19 protein-coding genes are annotated in these 16,036 nt (G+C 61.0%); 3 read left to right on the top strand and 16 right to left on the bottom strand.

The genetic code is table 11. The features are described 5' to 3' along the window. Positions 1–6 precede the first annotated feature (6 nt). Entirely contained in the window at positions 7–624 is a 618-nt protein-coding gene (locus F579_RS0113785; RefSeq protein ID WP_019025332.1) for a hypothetical protein, read from the top strand. Next, entirely contained in the window at positions 621–1,181 is a 561-nt protein-coding gene (locus F579_RS0113780) for a hypothetical protein (protein WP_019025331.1), read from the top strand. Before F579_RS0113785 ends, F579_RS0113780 begins: the two co-directional genes overlap by 4 nt. A 133-nt stretch (positions 1,182–1,314) precedes the next feature. On the opposite strand, the gene F579_RS0113775 is transcribed toward F579_RS0113780, so the two are convergent. From F579_RS0113775 to F579_RS0113715, 12 genes are all read right to left on the bottom strand, one after another. Continuing rightward, positions 1,315–1,617 (bottom strand): hypothetical protein, encoded by a 303-nt coding sequence (locus F579_RS0113775; protein ID WP_019025330.1) that lies wholly within the window; start codon positions 1,615–1,617, stop codon positions 1,315–1,317. A gap of 109 nt (positions 1,618–1,726) precedes the next feature. Then, positions 1,727–1,963: a hypothetical protein gene (locus F579_RS0113770; protein WP_019025329.1), complete on the bottom strand. Its 237-nt coding sequence runs from the start codon at positions 1,961–1,963 to the stop codon at positions 1,727–1,729. Beyond that, a complete protein-coding gene (locus tag F579_RS0113765) occupies positions 1,930–2,883 on the bottom strand; it encodes a hypothetical protein (RefSeq protein WP_231365801.1) in 954 nt (317 codons plus the stop codon). Before F579_RS0113765 ends, F579_RS0113770 begins: the two co-directional genes overlap by 34 nt. A gap of 1 nt (position 2,884) precedes the next feature. Continuing rightward, complete coding sequence (locus F579_RS0113760) at positions 2,885–3,838, bottom strand: hypothetical protein (protein ID WP_019025327.1); 954 nt, start codon at positions 3,836–3,838, stop codon at positions 2,885–2,887. 14 nt (positions 3,839–3,852) lie between these two features. Beyond that, complete coding sequence (locus F579_RS0113755; protein ID WP_231365800.1) at positions 3,853–4,812, bottom strand: hypothetical protein; 960 nt, start codon at positions 4,810–4,812, stop codon at positions 3,853–3,855. A 7-nt stretch (positions 4,813–4,819) separates the two neighbouring features. Further along, complete coding sequence (locus F579_RS0113745; RefSeq protein WP_019025324.1) at positions 4,820–5,773, bottom strand: hypothetical protein; 954 nt, start codon at positions 5,771–5,773, stop codon at positions 4,820–4,822. Continuing rightward, positions 5,770–6,306 carry a hypothetical protein gene (locus F579_RS0113740; RefSeq protein ID WP_019025323.1) on the bottom strand — a complete coding sequence of 179 codons (537 nt, stop codon included), beginning with the start codon at positions 6,304–6,306 and terminating at the stop codon, positions 5,770–5,772. The genes F579_RS0113745 and F579_RS0113740 overlap by 4 nt, the downstream gene beginning before the upstream one ends. A gap of 22 nt (positions 6,307–6,328) precedes the next feature. Continuing rightward, the gene (locus F579_RS0113735) at positions 6,329–6,865 is read right to left on the bottom strand and encodes a hypothetical protein (protein WP_019025322.1); all 537 of its coding nucleotides are present in this window, start codon (positions 6,863–6,865) and stop codon (positions 6,329–6,331) included. Positions 6,866–6,893: 28 nt separating this feature from the next. Further along, positions 6,894–7,643, bottom strand: a complete 750-nt coding sequence (locus tag F579_RS0113730; protein ID WP_019025321.1) for a hypothetical protein — start codon at positions 7,641–7,643, stop codon at positions 6,894–6,896. A 130-nt stretch (positions 7,644–7,773) separates the two neighbouring features. After that, on the bottom strand, positions 7,774–8,523 hold the full coding sequence (locus F579_RS0113725) for a hypothetical protein (RefSeq protein ID WP_231365799.1): 750 nt from the start codon (positions 8,521–8,523) through the stop codon (positions 7,774–7,776). A 504-nt stretch (positions 8,524–9,027) separates the two neighbouring features. Further along, positions 9,028–9,603, bottom strand: a complete 576-nt coding sequence (locus F579_RS0113720; protein ID WP_019025319.1) for a hypothetical protein — start codon at positions 9,601–9,603, stop codon at positions 9,028–9,030. A gap of 38 nt (positions 9,604–9,641) precedes the next feature. Next, a complete protein-coding gene (locus F579_RS0113715; RefSeq protein WP_019025318.1) occupies positions 9,642–10,580 on the bottom strand; it encodes a hypothetical protein in 939 nt (312 codons plus the stop codon). A 398-nt stretch (positions 10,581–10,978) separates the two neighbouring features. On the opposite strand from F579_RS0113715, the gene thyA reads away from it, so the two are divergent. Further along, positions 10,979–11,935, top strand: a complete 957-nt coding sequence (thyA, locus tag F579_RS14710) for a thymidylate synthase (protein WP_019025316.1) — start codon at positions 10,979–10,981, stop codon at positions 11,933–11,935. Between the two features lie 482 nt (positions 11,936–12,417). On the opposite strand, the gene F579_RS14755 is transcribed toward thyA, so the two are convergent. The 4 genes from F579_RS14755 to F579_RS0113670 form a co-directional block, all read right to left on the bottom strand. Then, positions 12,418–13,446 (bottom strand): DUF4326 domain-containing protein, encoded by a 1,029-nt coding sequence (locus F579_RS14755; protein ID WP_019025314.1) that lies wholly within the window; start codon positions 13,444–13,446, stop codon positions 12,418–12,420. Between the two features lie 125 nt (positions 13,447–13,571). Beyond that, complete coding sequence (locus F579_RS0113680) at positions 13,572–14,078, bottom strand: tetratricopeptide repeat protein (RefSeq protein WP_019025313.1); 507 nt, start codon at positions 14,076–14,078, stop codon at positions 13,572–13,574. 207 nt (positions 14,079–14,285) lie between these two features. Then, complete coding sequence (locus F579_RS0113675) at positions 14,286–15,386, bottom strand: tetratricopeptide repeat protein (RefSeq protein ID WP_019025312.1); 1,101 nt, start codon at positions 15,384–15,386, stop codon at positions 14,286–14,288. Further along, positions 15,383–15,859, bottom strand: a complete 477-nt coding sequence (locus F579_RS0113670) for a hypothetical protein (RefSeq protein WP_231365798.1) — start codon at positions 15,857–15,859, stop codon at positions 15,383–15,385. The genes F579_RS0113675 and F579_RS0113670 overlap by 4 nt, the downstream gene beginning before the upstream one ends. Positions 15,860–16,036: the final 177 nt, after the last annotated feature.

Here is a 16,036-nt window from a genome sequence, read left to right as displayed (position 1 = left end):
CTGGAATTGGAAACCATCGTCGTGAAATACATCTCCACAAAAGACCGCCTGCTGAGGATGGCGCCCTGGTTCCACCTGAATGATTTTGTTCGGGTTCAGGGCGTTGAGCCAACGCAGGCTCGGACGATGCTTCGGCGCATGGCGCAGGGGCACTGGATTCGGCCGCTTGGTGGGCGCACGGGGGTCTACTTCAATGTCGCCGCCTACCCAGATGCTGAGGACAATCACTACCGTGAGGCCGTGCGTAGCGCGGTACCTTCAGCGATCGAGATCGGCATTGGGCCTCTGCGTGATGCCGGCTGGATCACTCAGTGTCCGCGGACCCTTGAGGTGGCGTCACTGCACAGCAGGGGGGCGCCCAGAATGGAGCGGGCCCGAGCGGTTCATCGTCCTCGGTCCTGGTATGCCCTGATGCAGGCCCATCTCGAGCCCGACAGCGAAGGACTTCCTCGCCTGTCTGCGCCGGCGGCGCTTGCGGATCGGTGGGTCTACCAGGATGGCTGGGCCCCTGAAGAAGGCGATCTCTACTGGGAGGACGAAGACGAGATTCTCGTCCAGGAGCTGATGGGAGATCTCAGAAAAGTCAGGAAGCAGAAACCGCACAAGGAGAGAAAAGCATCATGAAAGCAGCGAAGCCATCAAATGGACGAGCCCTCGCTCCCTTGCCCTGGATCCTTGCGGCCGGGTTGATCGCGACCATCGGCCTTTCAGGCTGTAGCAGCGAGACCGATGGGATCGATGCCTTCATCGAGCATCACCAAAAGAACGATGCGGTCCTGACCCGGGATTACGCGGAGGCAAGGCGGATGATGGGTCGGCCCCATCCGGCTGAGGTCGCGGATGCCTTCACCGATCGCTGTATTGCCGAGAGCGTGCAGCACTGGAATGACGATACCTGGGGCGGCTACCCGGGGTTGTCCGTTATCTGCGAGCCCGAAGGTACGAGCCCCGCGGTCGAGCAATACGTGAGGCTGGGGACCATGACCCGGGAGGCCGAGGACCTGATCGAGCCAGGGGTGGAGCTTGCGTACGTCGGCGAGCCCTTGGGGGTCGTCTACATCTACCCGCCGGGATCACGAGTCGCCATGCTGGGCTTTACCGCTCGGTCCTCGCGCGCGCTCATCTGTCCTTCTGAGGAGGATCAATGCACCCTGTTTGATGGCACAGAGCCAGACGACTAATAGGCTGGCGTGATCCGCGGCGTCTGCAGGGCGTCGCGGCTCTTATCCGATGCGGGCGGCATAGCCCGGCCTTGGTCCGCCAGCGCCCGCTTCTTGGTCTCGATTGTATCGATGCCCAGTCAGAGGATCCCGATTACATCCGCATGCCGCGGCGCGCGGCCGGAGCAGCGACGGGTTCGATCTGGCCGACGTGCTTTTCGGGGACCGGGACCCCGTAGTGTTCGGCCTCTGAGCCATAAAACGACCCCATAGTCCGATTCACGTAGGCGTCATCATTCAGCACCCATCGACCACCCTGAGGGTCGTCCAGGCGAATGCAGGCGATGCCGGCTTCGACCGGGACCTCAATGGTGGCGCCACCCGGGGAACGATACTGAGCCTTGAAGGCTTCCTGGGTGACGCCGGTGTGGGTTCCTTCTGTTCTTGTAGAGGCCATCGTCCGTTTCCTTATTTGTCATGGTGTTCTGGAAGATTATCCAGAGTGATATTGTTTTGTCTAGCGGGCCATCTGGAGATGCTGCCAGAGATCGCCCGATTCAAGTCGGTTAGTCGCGACTATATTCCGCCCACAGGCGGTCCAGGATGAACGCAGCGCCGGCATCGGAGCGCACCCAGGCGCCATCAACATAGCTGCCAGCACCATATCCAAGCTTGGCCGTATGCCCGCGCGCTTGCAGCCAGTTCGCAAAGGCGTCGGACTCCGGAGTGTCGATGCCCAGTACGATTTCGTGAGTGGCCGGATGATCGCCTATAGGCGCGGCCGCGTTCGTGTTCTCTCGCATGTCGACTCCGAAACATTGTTGAGCTCCTGCTGACGCACTCGCGCGAACAGCGGAGCGAGTTCATTCGTGGCGCTGTGCGTCTTCTCGGCCATGCGCGCCGTCAGCAGGAAAGGTTGAGTGTTGGCCTCAGGCCCCAGAGAGGCGGTGGGATGGGCTCTATCGTCGTGCTGCGCGACCCTAAGTGTCATCCTGATGACATCCCCCTGGACCTTTTCCAGGCGCAAGACGGAAGGGATGGCCGCACCGTGGCGGTCGGAGCCTCGCAGGTCGTAGAATGCGGTCCAATCTAGGTCCTGCAGATGCTCGAGCTGCCGTTTCAGACGGTCTCCAGCGCCAGCCGACTCCAGTATCGGAATCAGGTCGATGTTTGAGTGGCCCGCAACAGAGAGACTGGGGCGTCCGCTGTCAGGGTCGTGTTCGACCGCCAATTCCTGCCCCGAAAACGTACGGGCGCCGGGTGTGACATGCGATGCCGAATGCCGCAGGATGTCCGAGATTTTCTCGTATGCCGGGTCGCCGTACCGAAAGGAAACCTGGTATTCGGTTTCCTCCGGCTCTGGAACGATCTCGCCGATATGGTGGATCAGCAACCCCTCGCCCTCCTTCGGGCGCTCCACCTGGAGCATGCCCGAGAACATGTAGTCCCGATGAGTTGCCTGCATGTCAGGTTGATGTTCCACCAAGCACTCCGCCAGTGAGAGCACGGCCGACGGGAGGGGTATGGAGCGCTCGTCATCCGGTGCCTCATTGCTTCGTAGGTCCAAGGGGCGCAGCTCGAGATCGAGGCCCCACCCGCTGAGCAGCGGCCTGGATTCCGGATCCTCAACCGAAACATTGGCGAAGAATGAGAATGCGTGGCCGGCCATAAGGTGGCGAGCGAGTGTATCGAGAAGTGGTTCGTGAGCCTCTTGATGGTTCATGTCAAAGCCTTGGGCGAGCCCGGGTGATGGAGGCTGGCTGCGCCTCACTTGCAATCGAGGCTGCCGCCAGTCGATTCAGCTCAGCCAGGATCAAGGGGGCCAGATTGGTGAGCTCTTTGCGCGACAGAATTACGGGATTGTCCGGGCCCGCTGGGGATTGATCGATCTTGCGAGGGGTGATGGACGAATCGCAGGTCGTGTAGTCCAGATCGATGCGTAGTGACAGGTCGCCGGCCTCCAAATACGGATCAAGGCCTTCCGGCGGGGCCTCCACAGAAAACCGGATGGACTCGATTTTGGGGGCTCCGAACTCGGCCGCATCGTTCTGCGGAATTTGCATGGAGTTGATGATGGCCTGATCAAGATCCAGGTGCTCTCGCAGCAGCTCGCGCAAGTCCAGGCCTTCAAGAGATCGGGATCGGATCTCTTTAAGGGCGCCCCGCCGCCCGGTCGTTGGGGTATGCAAGTATAGATCGTCCAGTTCGACCTGGATCGGGAACTGCCCCATGATTTCGTCTTCGTCCGGCGTGGGGTACCCCCCCAGTTCCATCTCAACCAGGGTCTTCGCCAGCCATCTCTTGTCGCCATTCGAGGCTGGGATCGGATAACGCGACGACGCAGAGGAAGTCCGCGCAGGGGGCGTAATGTCAGCCCTTAAGGCAACCTGAATCGACCCATTAGGGGTCAAGGAGAAACCTGCCGTGCCTTCCCAATGGTCTCGGTCGGGGTCGACCCCAACCGCGGCAATCGACTCCTTTACAAGCTCATCAAGGGCGCTGCGTAGCTGATGGCCTGGATCCTTTGGCCTTCTGTCGGTGATGCCAAGTTCGGCAGGCAGCGGATGCGTTATGTAAGCAAGGCCGGTCCCGGTGTCGGCCAGGAAAGAGGCGTGCACGGTCGCTCCTCTCCAGAGCCTCTCCACAAAATGCTCAAAATCGGTTCTCTCTTCCGGCATCAAGTGTGCTCCGGTTACATACGTGGACGGGGTCGAGCCAGGGGGGAGCCCACACCTGGGTCGCGCACCTCGCGGCTCAGGGAAGCATGCAGAAGACTCGATACCAGAGGGCCGAGGTCCTCTTGAAGGTCCTCATCTTGATCGATCTCGTTCCGCGTTAGTGCCAGCGGCCGTTCGAGAGAACCCGGGGTCAGGCTTGAAGTCGGGTGCGACTCCCAGGGGTGCTCCGCGACCACAAGTACCATCCGGAGCTCCCCGCCTCGATGCCGTTCGATCTGGATTCGAGATGGGTGGGTGGCTCCGGATCGGTCCGCGCCCTCCAGTTTGAGGAATGACTCACGGTCGCCGTCGCGCACGCCATCAAAAATGGACTGCAGCTGCGAACGATTTCCGCACTCAAGGGCGACCCGGGCTAGATCGAGGTCGCCACCCCCTTGAACGCGCATGCTGAGTTCGCCGTTAGGGTTTCGCTCAACCCGGATCTCATCGTCCCGCAGAATCAGGGCGCCCGGCGCAAAGCGTGATCCTGAGTGTTCAATCAGGTGGTTCATGGCGCTGTAGGCGGCGTGGCCCGGTGAGATCGAGACGTGCTGCAAGGACTCCGCCGGATTCAGGAGAAATTCGCCTTCATGCGCCAGGACCAGCGCCCCGGTCGAGGGATCGAGGCGGATCTCGACCCATCCAGCGAACGCATAGTCGAAATCGAAAGGCTGTTTTGCGCCAAGATAATCCACCAAAGGCTTGGCGACTGCGGCGAGAGCTTGTGGGACTGGATCAGAGGATGCGGGAGGTATGGCCTCTAGGCTTCGCTCATGCGCCGGTTGCAGTGCAAGCGCCCGGCCCTGTGCTTTCAACTCAGGGAATCCTCCCGGATCGCTGACTTCGACGCGCGCACGAAAGGATGCGGCGCCGCCTTCATGAAGGTGCTGGGCGACCAGGGCGAGTGTATGGGTGGGGCCTGAATGTGCGCTCATTTCAGCCTCAAAGTCGGGCCCTAGGGCGCCTGGAGTGCTCAGTTAGCGCGGCGCTCGAGTCTGCAGTCTGGTGCAGGTCGCGCGCCAGAATCCGCGAAAGTAGCTCCGGGATCTTTCCCGGGAGTTCGGGAATTCGGTCCGGGCGAGACCGGCCGACGTGCACGGGTGCCATATTGGCGTTTTCTCCGCGAGTGACCGGGTGAAGTGGAGCAGCCTCGTGCTGATGGAGCGTCACGGTTAACTCCAGGGGGGCGTGATCCTTTTCGCTCACGGCTACTCGGGAGAAATGCACCGCATTGTTCCGCGCAGGACCCTCGAGCTTGAAGAATTGTTCAAGAGGGACGTCGTGCTCCACGGATGCGTGCAGGAGCGCCTGAAGATCCGGGTAGGCGTCACAGGCCTGCTGGATCAGGGGTGAGATATCGACCATCTCGCCTCTGTGCGGGGCATACGCCCTCACTTCGCCCTCCTCCAGACGGATCAGATCGAGTCCGGAGTGCCGGGAAAGCGCACTCCAACCCTGGTCCCGAAAATCACGGCCATGAATAAACGGACAAAGCGCCGATTCCTCCTTCAGGCCGTCTAGATCGAGAGCCAGGTTATAGGTCTTGGGTTTGGGCTCGCCCCGCAGAGAGAGGTCGAAATCGAGTTTGAGGCCGGCTGTCTCATCGCGAACGACCGACACATCGAAAACGCCCTCGTAGTGGGACTCCCCTTTGGTTGAAAGGGATCGGTTCAGATGGGCGGAGAGCGCTTCCGCCAGCGGCGTTAAGAGCTCGTCTGCAGTTGATTGTTGAGGCGGGGAGAAGCCCTGATCACTCGGAAATCGAATGCCTTTGACGATCCCGAGGAGATCGGGATCATCCGCAAACGGGAAGACCTCGATGATTCCCGAGACCTGGCAGGAAAGCGTCTCGCCGGCAAGCAGCCGGTCAATGCAGGAGTCGAGAGGCGCCGTCACGGGCCCCTCCGGATCGTTCTCGGTGTCGGGGTCGGATAGACGCCACCGGGGATCTTGAGCGGGCGCCCCAGCACCTGTTCGGCAAACGCCTGAGCGGGGGCCCATTCGCCAGGGTCCCCATCCGACCGGATGCGGAGGGCCCCAGGAGCGCGGTCTTCCGCTACGATCAGGGATGCGCACACCATCAAGTCATAAGGCTTGCGGGCGGTTTTGCAAAAACCTTCGAGTGAGTGTTGGCTGTCCTTGAGTCGGTTGAGGCTGAAAGATTCGTGGGAGAGGTCCTCTTCATCGCCCCCATCCCCCGGGGCGCACCCATTGAATGCGATCGTTTCGTGCTTGGGGTCATAGATCTGCTCGGCAGGGAGATCCGGGTCTAACCCGGTAATGGCCAGCGGCGCGTCTCGATAGTACCCGCCGGCGGATTCAGAGTGTTTCGGCAGCCTGGCCTGCAGGGCGCGGATGTCGTTTACGGTCCCCGACCATTCATCTTCGGTGAAGTCCCGTTGCTGTTTCATGTAGTGCGCATAACCCATGCTGAAACCGTCCTCTTGTGAGCTAAGGGCCGCGTCGGATGGTGCGCGGAGTCGGCGCCGGGAATACCCCGGCAGGAATTTTTAAGGGGCGGCCAAGCGTGTGCTCGGCAAAGGCCTGGGCGGGAGCCCAGTCTTTGGGCTCGCCATGGGATGTGATCGAGAGCGCGGCCGGGGCCCGGTCGTAGGCCGCAATCAGCGTTGCGCACACCATGATGTCGTAAGGCTTTCGGGCGGTATTGCACGCGTTCCCCAGCAGGCTCGGGCTCCGCGTAGAGCGGTTCAGCACGAAGTAGCCAAAATTCACCCCCTTGACCGCTCCATACGAGATACCGGGCGACGCGTCGATGAAGACGATACGCTCCTCCTTGGAATCGAAAATTCGCTCAGGATGCTCATCAGAAACCCCCTCCAGGATCACTGGGTCACGCATGAGATTGAGCCCGCTAGGATCCGATAGCGTGCCCAGGTTGGCCTGAAGGGACAGCGCATCCTTGACGACGCCAGCCCACTCGTCGCTGGAAAAATCGCGCTGAAGCTTGAATTTGTGGGCGTAGCGCATGGCTGGAATCTCGTTTCGGTCGGCTTGGCTACAGGCGCGGTCGCGGGCGATGTGGCGCGGAATGAATAGCCGAAACTTCATCGCGAAGGGACCGATTTTGAGCGCCCATAAGACGGCCGCGGAAGGCCGCGCTGCCTTCCTCAATGCGATTGCGCGTGCGCTCATCCGGCTCCGACGTGATCAGATCCCCCAGAACGGCAAGGCAGAATGAAGGGGTCACCTTCTGGTAAGCCCCAGGCGTCGGAATACGGGTGAGCCCTGTACTCGCGCGCCATGTGTCCTGGTAGCGCTGCATCGAGCGCGTGTCACCGGTCGCGAGAATATCGTTGGCATCCCAGTCCCCGGAAAGGATCTGGTCGACGGAAGATGAAGAGTGGCGGCTCTCAGTCGATTGCCGGCCATCCCCAGCCGGGAAATGGATGTATTGCCGCAGATTCACCTCGCCATCCTGCTCATCCTGGAGCCACTCGGGGCGATAGCACGCCATATGCATGATCGAGCCCTCCGAGAAATGAACGACGTCGCCACCAAGAAACGGGATCCATTCCAAGATGTCACGAAGGTCCTCGGCGCCTGGGGATGCCAGGTCCCTTCTGGCGTCAAAGTGCTCGACCAACAGAACGGTGTCCGATTCGCTGGACGGCCCCCGGAGAATCTGGTGGTCGGAAATTGGCGCGCAAGGCTGAAGAATGCGCTCAAAATGAACTTTCCCAATGAGCAAGAGATCGCCGGTGCCTCGCGGCTCAAGGGCTTCGCGAACGGATGGGTGCGGCATCATGCGGCTCGCCCTAGCCGCAGGACGCGAAAAGCCCGAGGCTGATTCGGTCCGCCAAATTCGATGGATCGCAGAGTGCGATCAACACTGGAGTGTAATTGAGACTCCATAATCCTTGGCCTCCTAGGAACGCTCACAGTCGTGGCCGCTGACGCGGCCTTTGATCGGTTGGGTTTACGGAGCTGGAGAGCGCCCTGGATTGCTCGGCTGCGAAGGCCGCGGGGATCCATTTCTTTTCGATCTCTTCCGGGTCCGGCATTTCAGTGAGTCGGCGCCTCGGGATGCCCAATGAATGCGCCAAATGCGAATCCCTCAACCCCTGCTCTAGGGTGCCCCGGGGAGGCGCCAGGGCCTCGACTTGCTGAAGCTGACTGCCCCCGGTCATGCGCTCGTAGTCCGCAAGTGCCGCCAAGTTGAAGCCCCCGTTGCGAGAGGCATCTGCATAAAGATTCGACAGGACGTCGCTGCTGGTGGCCCGAACGGGTACGCGGGCATGCATGCGGCGGACAAGATCCTGTGAATCCTCGTAAGACCGCATGATCACGATTGACCCGGGAGTGATTACGTCGAAATCGATCGAGGCCGGGAGGCAGATCGAGAACTGCTTCGGATACCCTTTCATGCGCAAGGCCATGATGGCTCCTCCGGGGTGGGCGAACGGCTCCACCTGGGAGCAAACCTCGCGAAGGATCGATCCCGTGTCGTTCAGGGTGAATCGATTCGGTGCGCCCGCCTGGTCCAGCGCGGGCCGAAACAGAAAGTCGAAGTCGCGCCGCTTCATTAGCACCCAGCCGACATCGGGCTCAGCCGCTCCGGGTTCAACGGGGAGGCTGGGCTCATCGGGCGCCTCAAGAAGGGGTGGCTCCCATCTTTCCGGGATCACGCTTGAGAATTCCGCAGTGCGCGCCTGATGAGGCGTCTTGAGAGACGATAAAGATCCCACCAGGGGATTGGGCGCGACTGCAGGAATGGGGTCTCCACCCAGGCTCCGTTGTCCATCTGCCACTGCAGGCGCCCATCCGGCATTAGCCGGCGCCAGCTGGTGGTCACCACGGCACATGAGTCGCAAAGTCCGGCCGCCTCAATAACGTGCGTATGCTCAATCGGGGTCAAGATTCGGAACCTGCACTGAGGGGTTGGAACGCTCTCCCCGCAGGCTGAGCACGAAATCCGATACCCCGTTAGTGCGCTCCCGTTTGGGAGCCTGACCGGAAAGGCTGCCTCGTGCGTGACACCCTCATGGAGGAGGCTCGGCTCCCCTGGTGTCACAGGTCGAAGGTTAGCGTCACCACCAGCATTCATGCGTCTGCGCCATGTCGGAAGTCACCGCAGATTAGATCATGCAGCCCATAAACGCAAGAACAATACCACTTATGGTTAATTCGCGCTACATTCTCGGGCGCGCAGGGCTGGCGGCGGCTGGGGATGGGGAGGCGTTGCTGTTCATTCTTTCGGCCATTGATTGAGCGCGAGCAAAGGCCGCCGCATCGGCAATGCCAGAATCCAGGATTTCCTGTTCGCTCAGGGTCCAGTTTTCGCGCTGCGGCTCGCCAAACTCGGTCTCGTACACGGCGTTGCCTTCATCTTCGCTCCCCGCGACAAGGGTATCCTCGCCAAAGGCCGATTCGCTCACGGCAGTGACCCCTAGGCGACCTTCGGCGAAAGCCGCAGCGTCCCCACGCAGCGTCGCAGATCCATTCGAACCTTCATCAACCTCCCAACCTGGAAATAGATCGCAGTGTCGATCTTCGGCGAGCACCCCAAGCTCCTCCACGAACGAGCAGGACGGCGCTTCGGTTGAGGTTCCGACATGAAACGGCGAAGGCGAAACGAGCGCCTCGACCACCGAGCCGCTGTCTCCAGATCCGTTGATCGTGAATTCAAACTCGATCTCCCCCCTGAAAAAACGCGCTGCCAATTCCCGCCCCAGAAGGTCTTTCGAGGTGTCTTGTTCTGTCGTCATGGTCTATCTCCGTAGTGATGAGTGTCTTGGGGCGCCGATCACATCCGTCGCCGGAGCCTGCCCTCGTTCGCGGTAACCGAGGCCTGGCATGCGCTGATCTCTTCATGAGTCGCTGGTCGGTGGTAGGCGAATTGTGCCCGGCCGGTAACAACGCCAGGCAAGGGGGTGCCGTCTTCGCGGACCCAGTGGCGCTTCTCAAGGTTGAATGGAATCCCGATGAATTCGTAGACAACCCAGCGATCGCCCAGCTGTGCGGGCTCCCGAAGTGCCGGCGCAATGCCGCGAACAATGCTTCGGTTTGCCACCCGCTCAGCCACCTCTTCCTCGGACATCGAGTGGAATCCGGGGGCTGACGTGGATAGGTCGTATCGACTCACGAGGTCGTCAAACCGGGGAGCCAGATCCTCAAATCGAGTCACCCGCGGTTGAGCCTCGAGAAAATGAGATGGTTCGATCGTTCCGTCATGGAGAGAGGCTTCCAGGAAATGGAGCCACTGGGTTGCGACCTCATGCGGACTGGAGGTCTCTCGATCAATCCCTCGCTCCCTAAGGATGCGCTCCCACAGGACTCGTTCAAGGTCGAGGCCTTTTCCAGCGGGCACCATCCAAACGCGCCGATTTTCCCCCTGCTTCCCATCCCACCGGCCCCCAATCGCCTTGATGTCGGCATGCAGGGTGCGGCTGAATGGCCCCGAAAGAACCAAGATGGAGCCCTCGGCTCGGACGCTATAGCCAGCCGGAGTGTGCATGTTTGCTGCAGAGATCGAGGCCATATCGGCATCCGAGAGGCGGCCCGGCTTGGCCCCACTGGCACCATGCCCACCTGGGCGTGACTGAACCCGGTAGATCCTGCGCTTGCCGTCCGCCCCCGGATACTTGCTCAAACGGATCTCAGACCCCTTCTTGGAGGCCCGAGCAAGAAGCTTCTCGCGGTAGTCATCACTCTGCCCGGAGGCAATGGCTGGTCGGCTGGTCATGTCCGGATCTCGTGTCGAAGAATGTGCGATTACCGTATCACTTACGTTACACCGTGGGAAGCGAATCGACGCTAGAAGTGCTCTTCGCCAACGCCCCTCCACTGGGGGTCGAGGCCCGAGGCGATGATTTCGTCGGCTGAGTCCGCCAGCCCCAAAGATCGCGCGCCAACCGGTTCACGGCACGGGGACTTCAGGGCGCCATTGACGTCCGCCTCAGATGCTTTGTCGGTCGCGGCCCCGGGCATCGAGGGGGTGCGTTCCCCTGCAGCTTGCTTCACTTGGCTTCTCCTGTAGTTGGGCGAGCGAAAGGCAGCGATGCCGCTCTAAAGCTCGAAGACATGACATAGAATTGCGTAAGTGCTATTGTATCCGCTTACGCCAAAACGGGAAAGTCCGCTATGCAACAGATGCACGCACTGCTCCGAAACGTAATGGAAAACGGGGTGGACCGCCCCGATCGAACTGGGACGGGAACCCGCAGTGTGTTCGGGGCTCAGCAGCGCTTCGACCTCCGGCAGGGATTTCCGCTGGAAGCCGCAAAGTTCGTGCCCTTCAAGCTCATCGCCACCGAGCTACTGTGGTTCCTGAAAGGGAATCCAGACATCGCCTATCTACATGAGCATGAGAACCACATCTGGGACGAGTGGGCGAAGGATGACGGCACCTTTGGGCCGATTTACGGGAAACAGTGGCGGTCTTGGCCGACCGCGCTTCCGGTGGACCCTGACCGGGGGATTCATGCGGGGGGTATCGATCAAATCGCGATCGTGATCGACCAGCTCCTCACTAACCCGGATTCTCGCCGCATGCTGGTGAGCGCCTGGAACGTGTCGGACGTCGAGAGCGGTGATATGGCCCTGCCGCCGTGCCATGTTCTGTTCCAGTTCTACTCGGCGCCCATGACGTCGAATCAGCGGCTTGAGTGGCTTGACTGGAACGCCGGGGGGCGTGAGTCGCTGGATCTGCGCGGGGTCCAGGACGATGATCACTTGCACGCGGTTCTGAGCGAGGCTGGGGCACCATCAAGGGCGCTCTCCTGCCAGCTATACCAGCGGTCGGCGGACCTTTTTCTCGGCGGGTACTTCAACGTTCCCTCCTATGCGCTGCTCACCCAGATGATCGCCCAGGTGACGGGCCATGCCGTCGGGGACTTGGTCTGGTCGATCGGGGACGCGCACATCTACCACAACCATTTCGACCAGGTGAGCGAGCTCCTGGAGCGGCCGGACGACCTCCCCCTTCCCCGTCTCCGCATGGACACGGGCGTGACAGAAATTGACGACTTCAAGATCGATCATTTCTCGATCGAGGGGTACCAGCCGATGGCGACGATCAAGGCGCCGGTTGCGGTATGAGCCGGGGACGCTCGAATCGATCGCGGAACCAGGCGGCTGCGGCGCTCGCGGCAGCCGTCGCCCTGCTCTATGGGGCCATGATGGCTTCGAGTGCGTTCTTGGGGGTGTGGTCAGCATCCGCCCTCGCCATTGCTGTGTCCGCGAGCGGACTGGCTCTCCGAGTGCACCGTCAAGAATGCGGGTTCTATGTGTTTGGGCTTCTTTGGTCTGGCTTGCTCGCGTGGAGCATCTGGGCTATCGGCGATCAAACCGGAGGACTCTCGATCGTTGAGGCGGCACTTTCGCCGTATGGGGTTGCGCTGATCCTCGGCTCCTCTGTCGTCGGGCTGATGACATTTGGGATCACCCAGGATGTCGTGAGTGCTCTCTCGGGGCGGCGCTCCAGATCCCCCCTTCTTGTCGGATCCAAGAACCTTCCCGTTTAGGGCGTGTGCGCGCGAGAGGCGCCGAGTCGTGAACAATCATGCGCCCGGCCCCTCGCCCTAACCGCCGTCAATCCGGACGACGCGAATCTCCAGGCCGCAGCGATCGGCCGTGTCAATCATGTGGTGGGTGCCGCGACTATGGCCATCCCAGAAGGCGACCAGGTGTGTAGCGAGTCGCGCCATTGCGTGGTTCCTGTTCGGCCCAGCCTTCTTACCGAAGCGATCCCACTCTGCAGGCAGCCGGCGGAGCCGGAGCCCGTGCTGCACTGCAAACCTCTCTCCAAGGGAGTCGGCGCCTCGAGCGCCTCCGCTCACCACCGTCGCGTCGGGGTGATTCCCAAGAAGGTGAGTAAGCTTGGATTGAAGGCGTGTCCAGTCAGTGAAGGATCGACCGCCGGCGATAATCACCTGGATGGGCGTCGATTCCGGTGCCAGCGCCCTCCTCCAGACCCCGGGAAGATCGACGTTCATCGGGGCCCCCGCAAACAGGGCCGCCACCTGCTCGTCTGAATAGCTCATCAACCCGCGTCCGGAGCGCGCCACCTGGAATGGTATTTCAGGGTGCGCCCGGGCATGCCGAATAAACGCTTGCACCTCTTCGTGGATCTGCTCCAGAGGCAGGGGCCTAAGCCGGTCGTCTTTCGCGGGAATCGCGTACGAAGACCCAGATGGGCCGCGAGTAACGGACTCGTCCGCCCCTAGATTTCGTTTGGCGAACAAGGCGGCCCCGCGCCCATGGCGCCCGGCCAGGTCTGACCAGAAAGTCATCACCGGTTCCAAGGGGATCCGATCGTCCCACTCTCCTCTCGCGATCTCTGCCAGCACATCACCATGACATTCCTGTGGAGCGCAGTGGCATCCCAGCGTCTTGCCATGCAGCGAACGCCTCACAAGGCGAAGCAGCTCCGGCTGGCACTTGATCCACTCGCGAAATGCCTGGATGACGCGCTTGCGCTCTTCGTCACTTCGGTCCCGCATCACAAACGGATTCCCGAACGGGCTGCCTCGCCCGATGTAGACGTCGGCCGTATGCGTCGATACGTTCAGGACAACCGCCGAACGATGGGCGCCGCTGGTGCTGGACATCTTCCGACTGCATCCTTTGTCGCGAGGGACGGCTACATATTCTATGGCCCTATGAGTCCCGGGCTCCAAACAAAAAACCCGCGCTCATCTCTGAACGCGGGCTCTCGGCGCGAAGCCGCAAACGATTACTCAGCGAAGGACACGTAATCCGTGTGCAGCTGGCGGGCGACCTGGTGGCCACTCTCAGCCGCCATGCTCAGCCAGTACAGGGCGGTGTCCTCGTTCGCACCGATGTATTTGCCGTCCAGGTAGGCGACGCCGACCATGTACTGCGCACCAACGTGACCGGCATCGGCCGCGCGCTGCATCCAGTGCATTCCCAGTGCGTGATCAACGCTCACGCCTTTGCCCTGAAGGTACATCCGGCCGAGCGCAGCCATCGCAATCTCATTTCCGCCTTCCGCGGCCTCTTGGTAGGCCATGCGGGCGCGCACCGGGTTCTCGGTTACGCCGATACCGGATTCGTACAGATGGCCCAGGGAGGTCTTCGCGGACACATCACCCTGCAGAGCCTTTACGGAAATGGATTCGAACGCGTGGCGCTCTGCGTCCCACGCGGCGTTCGCGTTCGCGGTGCCGAAGGACAGGGCCATCAGGGTGGAAGAAATCAGAAGAGTGCTCAGCTTTTTCATTGTTTAGTCTCCATATAAAGGTGTGTTTAAGGGTTAAAAAGGTATTCGCCGGAAGGACGCTTGGTCCCGCTAACCAGCCAACTGCACATAGTATATCTGTTACGAAATCGGAATACAAGCAAAATCTAATAGACGGGCAAAGACATCTGCGTGAGATGCCGTTCGGCGACAAGGTAGAGAGCCCGGGAATCCGCGTCCTGAGGCCCTTTAAGGCTCTACAGGTTGCCCGATGGCCGCCTCGTACTCTGGGTCCAGCCCCGACCCGGTATCCAGATCAGGCGCCATCATTTTTGCGGAAACGTGCAAGAGACAAAGGAGATGAAGACCCGTGAATTCGCCAGGTAGGGCGTCTAGGCGGTACCGCTTGTCCGCGTTTCCAACTTCGATGCCCTGCTCGCCCTTCTCGGCAATTTCCGTCATGACCGCCAGGATTTGGTTGCGATCCATGCCCTCGAAACGCTCGAGGGCCCCCCTCATGTACATCACGGCATCGGGTCGCAGGCCACCCCCCGAATCGGACCGAAGATGAACCTCCATCATCCGGTTCACTTGCCGCCTCGCCTCCTCAGCGAGCTTGTGATCCGGGTGCTCGCGAATGAGGTCCTTGTAGGCCGAGGCAGCATCCTCTGTGCGGTGGCTGCCTTGTGCGGCGAGATTCTGTGCCAGGCCAAACAAACTATGCGGCTCGTTGGGCTGGGCCTCGAGGGCGGCCCGGAAGAGGCGCTCTCCCTCCTCCAGGGAGCCCTGCTGGCTTAGCAGTGCGGCCAAGTTCCGATTCGCCCAGTGGTAATCGGGCTGAACCCGGATCGCCTCGCGCAAGTTCATCTCGGCTGCTTCCGCCTTGTTCAGCTTCAAGAAAGATAGCGCGAGAGCGGTCCGCATCGCTGGGTCGTTAGGCGACATTTGCGCCGCCACCGTCAAGGGCTCAATCGACTCCCCTGGGCGCCCAAGCGAGGCCAGTGCGAGCCCTTGGTTGTACAGCAGGTCTGGGCTCGGAGTGATGAGAGACATTGCCTGCAGAAAAGGAAGCGCGTCGCTGTAGAAGCCGCTCTTCAGGAGGCCTTCGACATACTCCTGGGGATGCATTGAGGTGGGGCGGACGCCGACCCCGTAAACGTAATCCTCTTTGACCGCAATGCGTAGGCTATAACCTTCGCTCTTGTACATGGCGGAAACGTGGCGCCGCAGCGCCTCGCCGTAATCCGGGCTTCCGGGCAGAGGCAGGTTCGATGTATCGATCGCGCCCAAGGGGAGCTTGAAGGCGATTGGTGCCTCCTGATCGCGGCCTGTGCGTGAGCGTTTATTCATTGACATGCAGACCTATACTCCGGCCAGACCATGGTGATGTGCTGTGCGTGGTTCTCGCGGCTGTACCCAACTCCAAAGATCGAGAAGCCATCAAACTGAGGCTCGATTAGGACTTCAATCCTGGAATAGAAAGATCCCCCGCGGGCGATATCGAAACGTAGATTCTGAGGGTCAATGCCTGGATCCTTCGCGGCACGCGTCATATCGCCATAGTGATAGTTGCCGTAGTGGTCTCGGAATCCGGCGTCTTGCGTCTCTGGCATCCATGTCACGATGTCAAAATACGGATGATCATCAAGGTTGCAGATCATCACCGAAGGGGAAAACGAGCGCCCCTCAGACGGAGACGGCAAGAACGGGATCGACCTCTCCTCGTCCGGGGCGGCGTTTGCCAGCGGGCCAAGCCCGAGGGATAGAAGAAGAAACAGGATTCTGTGCATCATTGATCTCTCAGCCTCGGGATAGGTTGCCACTTGCACTCATTGCGGCGCCGCAGGCCAGACGTTGTGCTCCATCGTGAACACACTCTCTGGGGCGACCCGCTTCGGGCGAACCGTTGGCAGGCGGGCATGAAGGCGCGCGCGGACTCCCCTCGCCCATGAGGCCCCGTAATTCAGGGTGCATTCCGCCTCTAGTCGGGCCGCCTCGAT

The sequence above is a fragment of the Thioalkalivibrio sp. ALJ21 genome (genome assembly GCF_000378605.1).
Classification (GTDB): domain Bacteria; phylum Pseudomonadota; class Gammaproteobacteria; order Ectothiorhodospirales; family Ectothiorhodospiraceae; genus Thioalkalivibrio.
This window is presented reverse-complemented; position numbering and strand designations above follow the sequence as displayed.

Excerpts from the sequence above, each read along its gene's own strand:
- F579_RS0113770 (WP_019025329.1), bottom strand. The coding sequence starts at position 1,963 with ATGCGAGAGAACACGAACGCGGCCGCGCCTATAGGCGATCATCCGGCC.
- F579_RS0113720 (WP_019025319.1), bottom strand. The coding sequence starts at position 9,603 with ATGACGACAGAACAAGACACCTCGAAAGACCTTCTGGGGCGGGAATTG.
- F579_RS0113740 (WP_019025323.1), bottom strand. The coding sequence starts at position 6,306 with ATGGGTTATGCGCACTACATGAAACAGCAACGGGACTTCACCGAAGAT.
- F579_RS0113735 (WP_019025322.1), bottom strand. The coding sequence starts at position 6,865 with ATGCGCTACGCCCACAAATTCAAGCTTCAGCGCGATTTTTCCAGCGAC.
- F579_RS0113680 (WP_019025313.1), bottom strand. The coding sequence starts at position 14,078 with ATGAAAAAGCTGAGCACTCTTCTGATTTCTTCCACCCTGATGGCCCTG.
- F579_RS0113775 (WP_019025330.1), bottom strand. The coding sequence starts at position 1,617 with ATGGCCTCTACAAGAACAGAAGGAACCCACACCGGCGTCACCCAGGAA.
- F579_RS0113760 (WP_019025327.1), bottom strand. The coding sequence starts at position 3,838 with ATGCCGGAAGAGAGAACCGATTTTGAGCATTTTGTGGAGAGGCTCTGG.
- F579_RS0113715 (WP_019025318.1), bottom strand. The coding sequence starts at position 10,580 with ATGACCAGCCGACCAGCCATTGCCTCCGGGCAGAGTGATGACTACCGC.
- F579_RS0113755 (WP_231365800.1), bottom strand. The coding sequence starts at position 4,812 with ATGAGCGCACATTCAGGCCCCACCCATACACTCGCCCTGGTCGCCCAG.
- F579_RS0113780 (WP_019025331.1), top strand. The coding sequence starts at position 621 with ATGAAAGCAGCGAAGCCATCAAATGGACGAGCCCTCGCTCCCTTGCCC.
- thyA (WP_019025316.1), top strand. The coding sequence starts at position 10,979 with ATGCAACAGATGCACGCACTGCTCCGAAACGTAATGGAAAACGGGGTG.
- F579_RS0113765 (WP_231365801.1), bottom strand. The coding sequence starts at position 2,883 with ATGAACCATCAAGAGGCTCACGAACCACTTCTCGATACACTCGCTCGC.
- F579_RS0113675 (WP_019025312.1), bottom strand. The coding sequence starts at position 15,386 with ATGAATAAACGCTCACGCACAGGCCGCGATCAGGAGGCACCAATCGCC.
- F579_RS0113730 (WP_019025321.1), bottom strand. The coding sequence starts at position 7,643 with ATGATGCCGCACCCATCCGTTCGCGAAGCCCTTGAGCCGCGAGGCACC.
- F579_RS14755 (WP_019025314.1), bottom strand. The coding sequence starts at position 13,446 with ATGTCCAGCACCAGCGGCGCCCATCGTTCGGCGGTTGTCCTGAACGTA.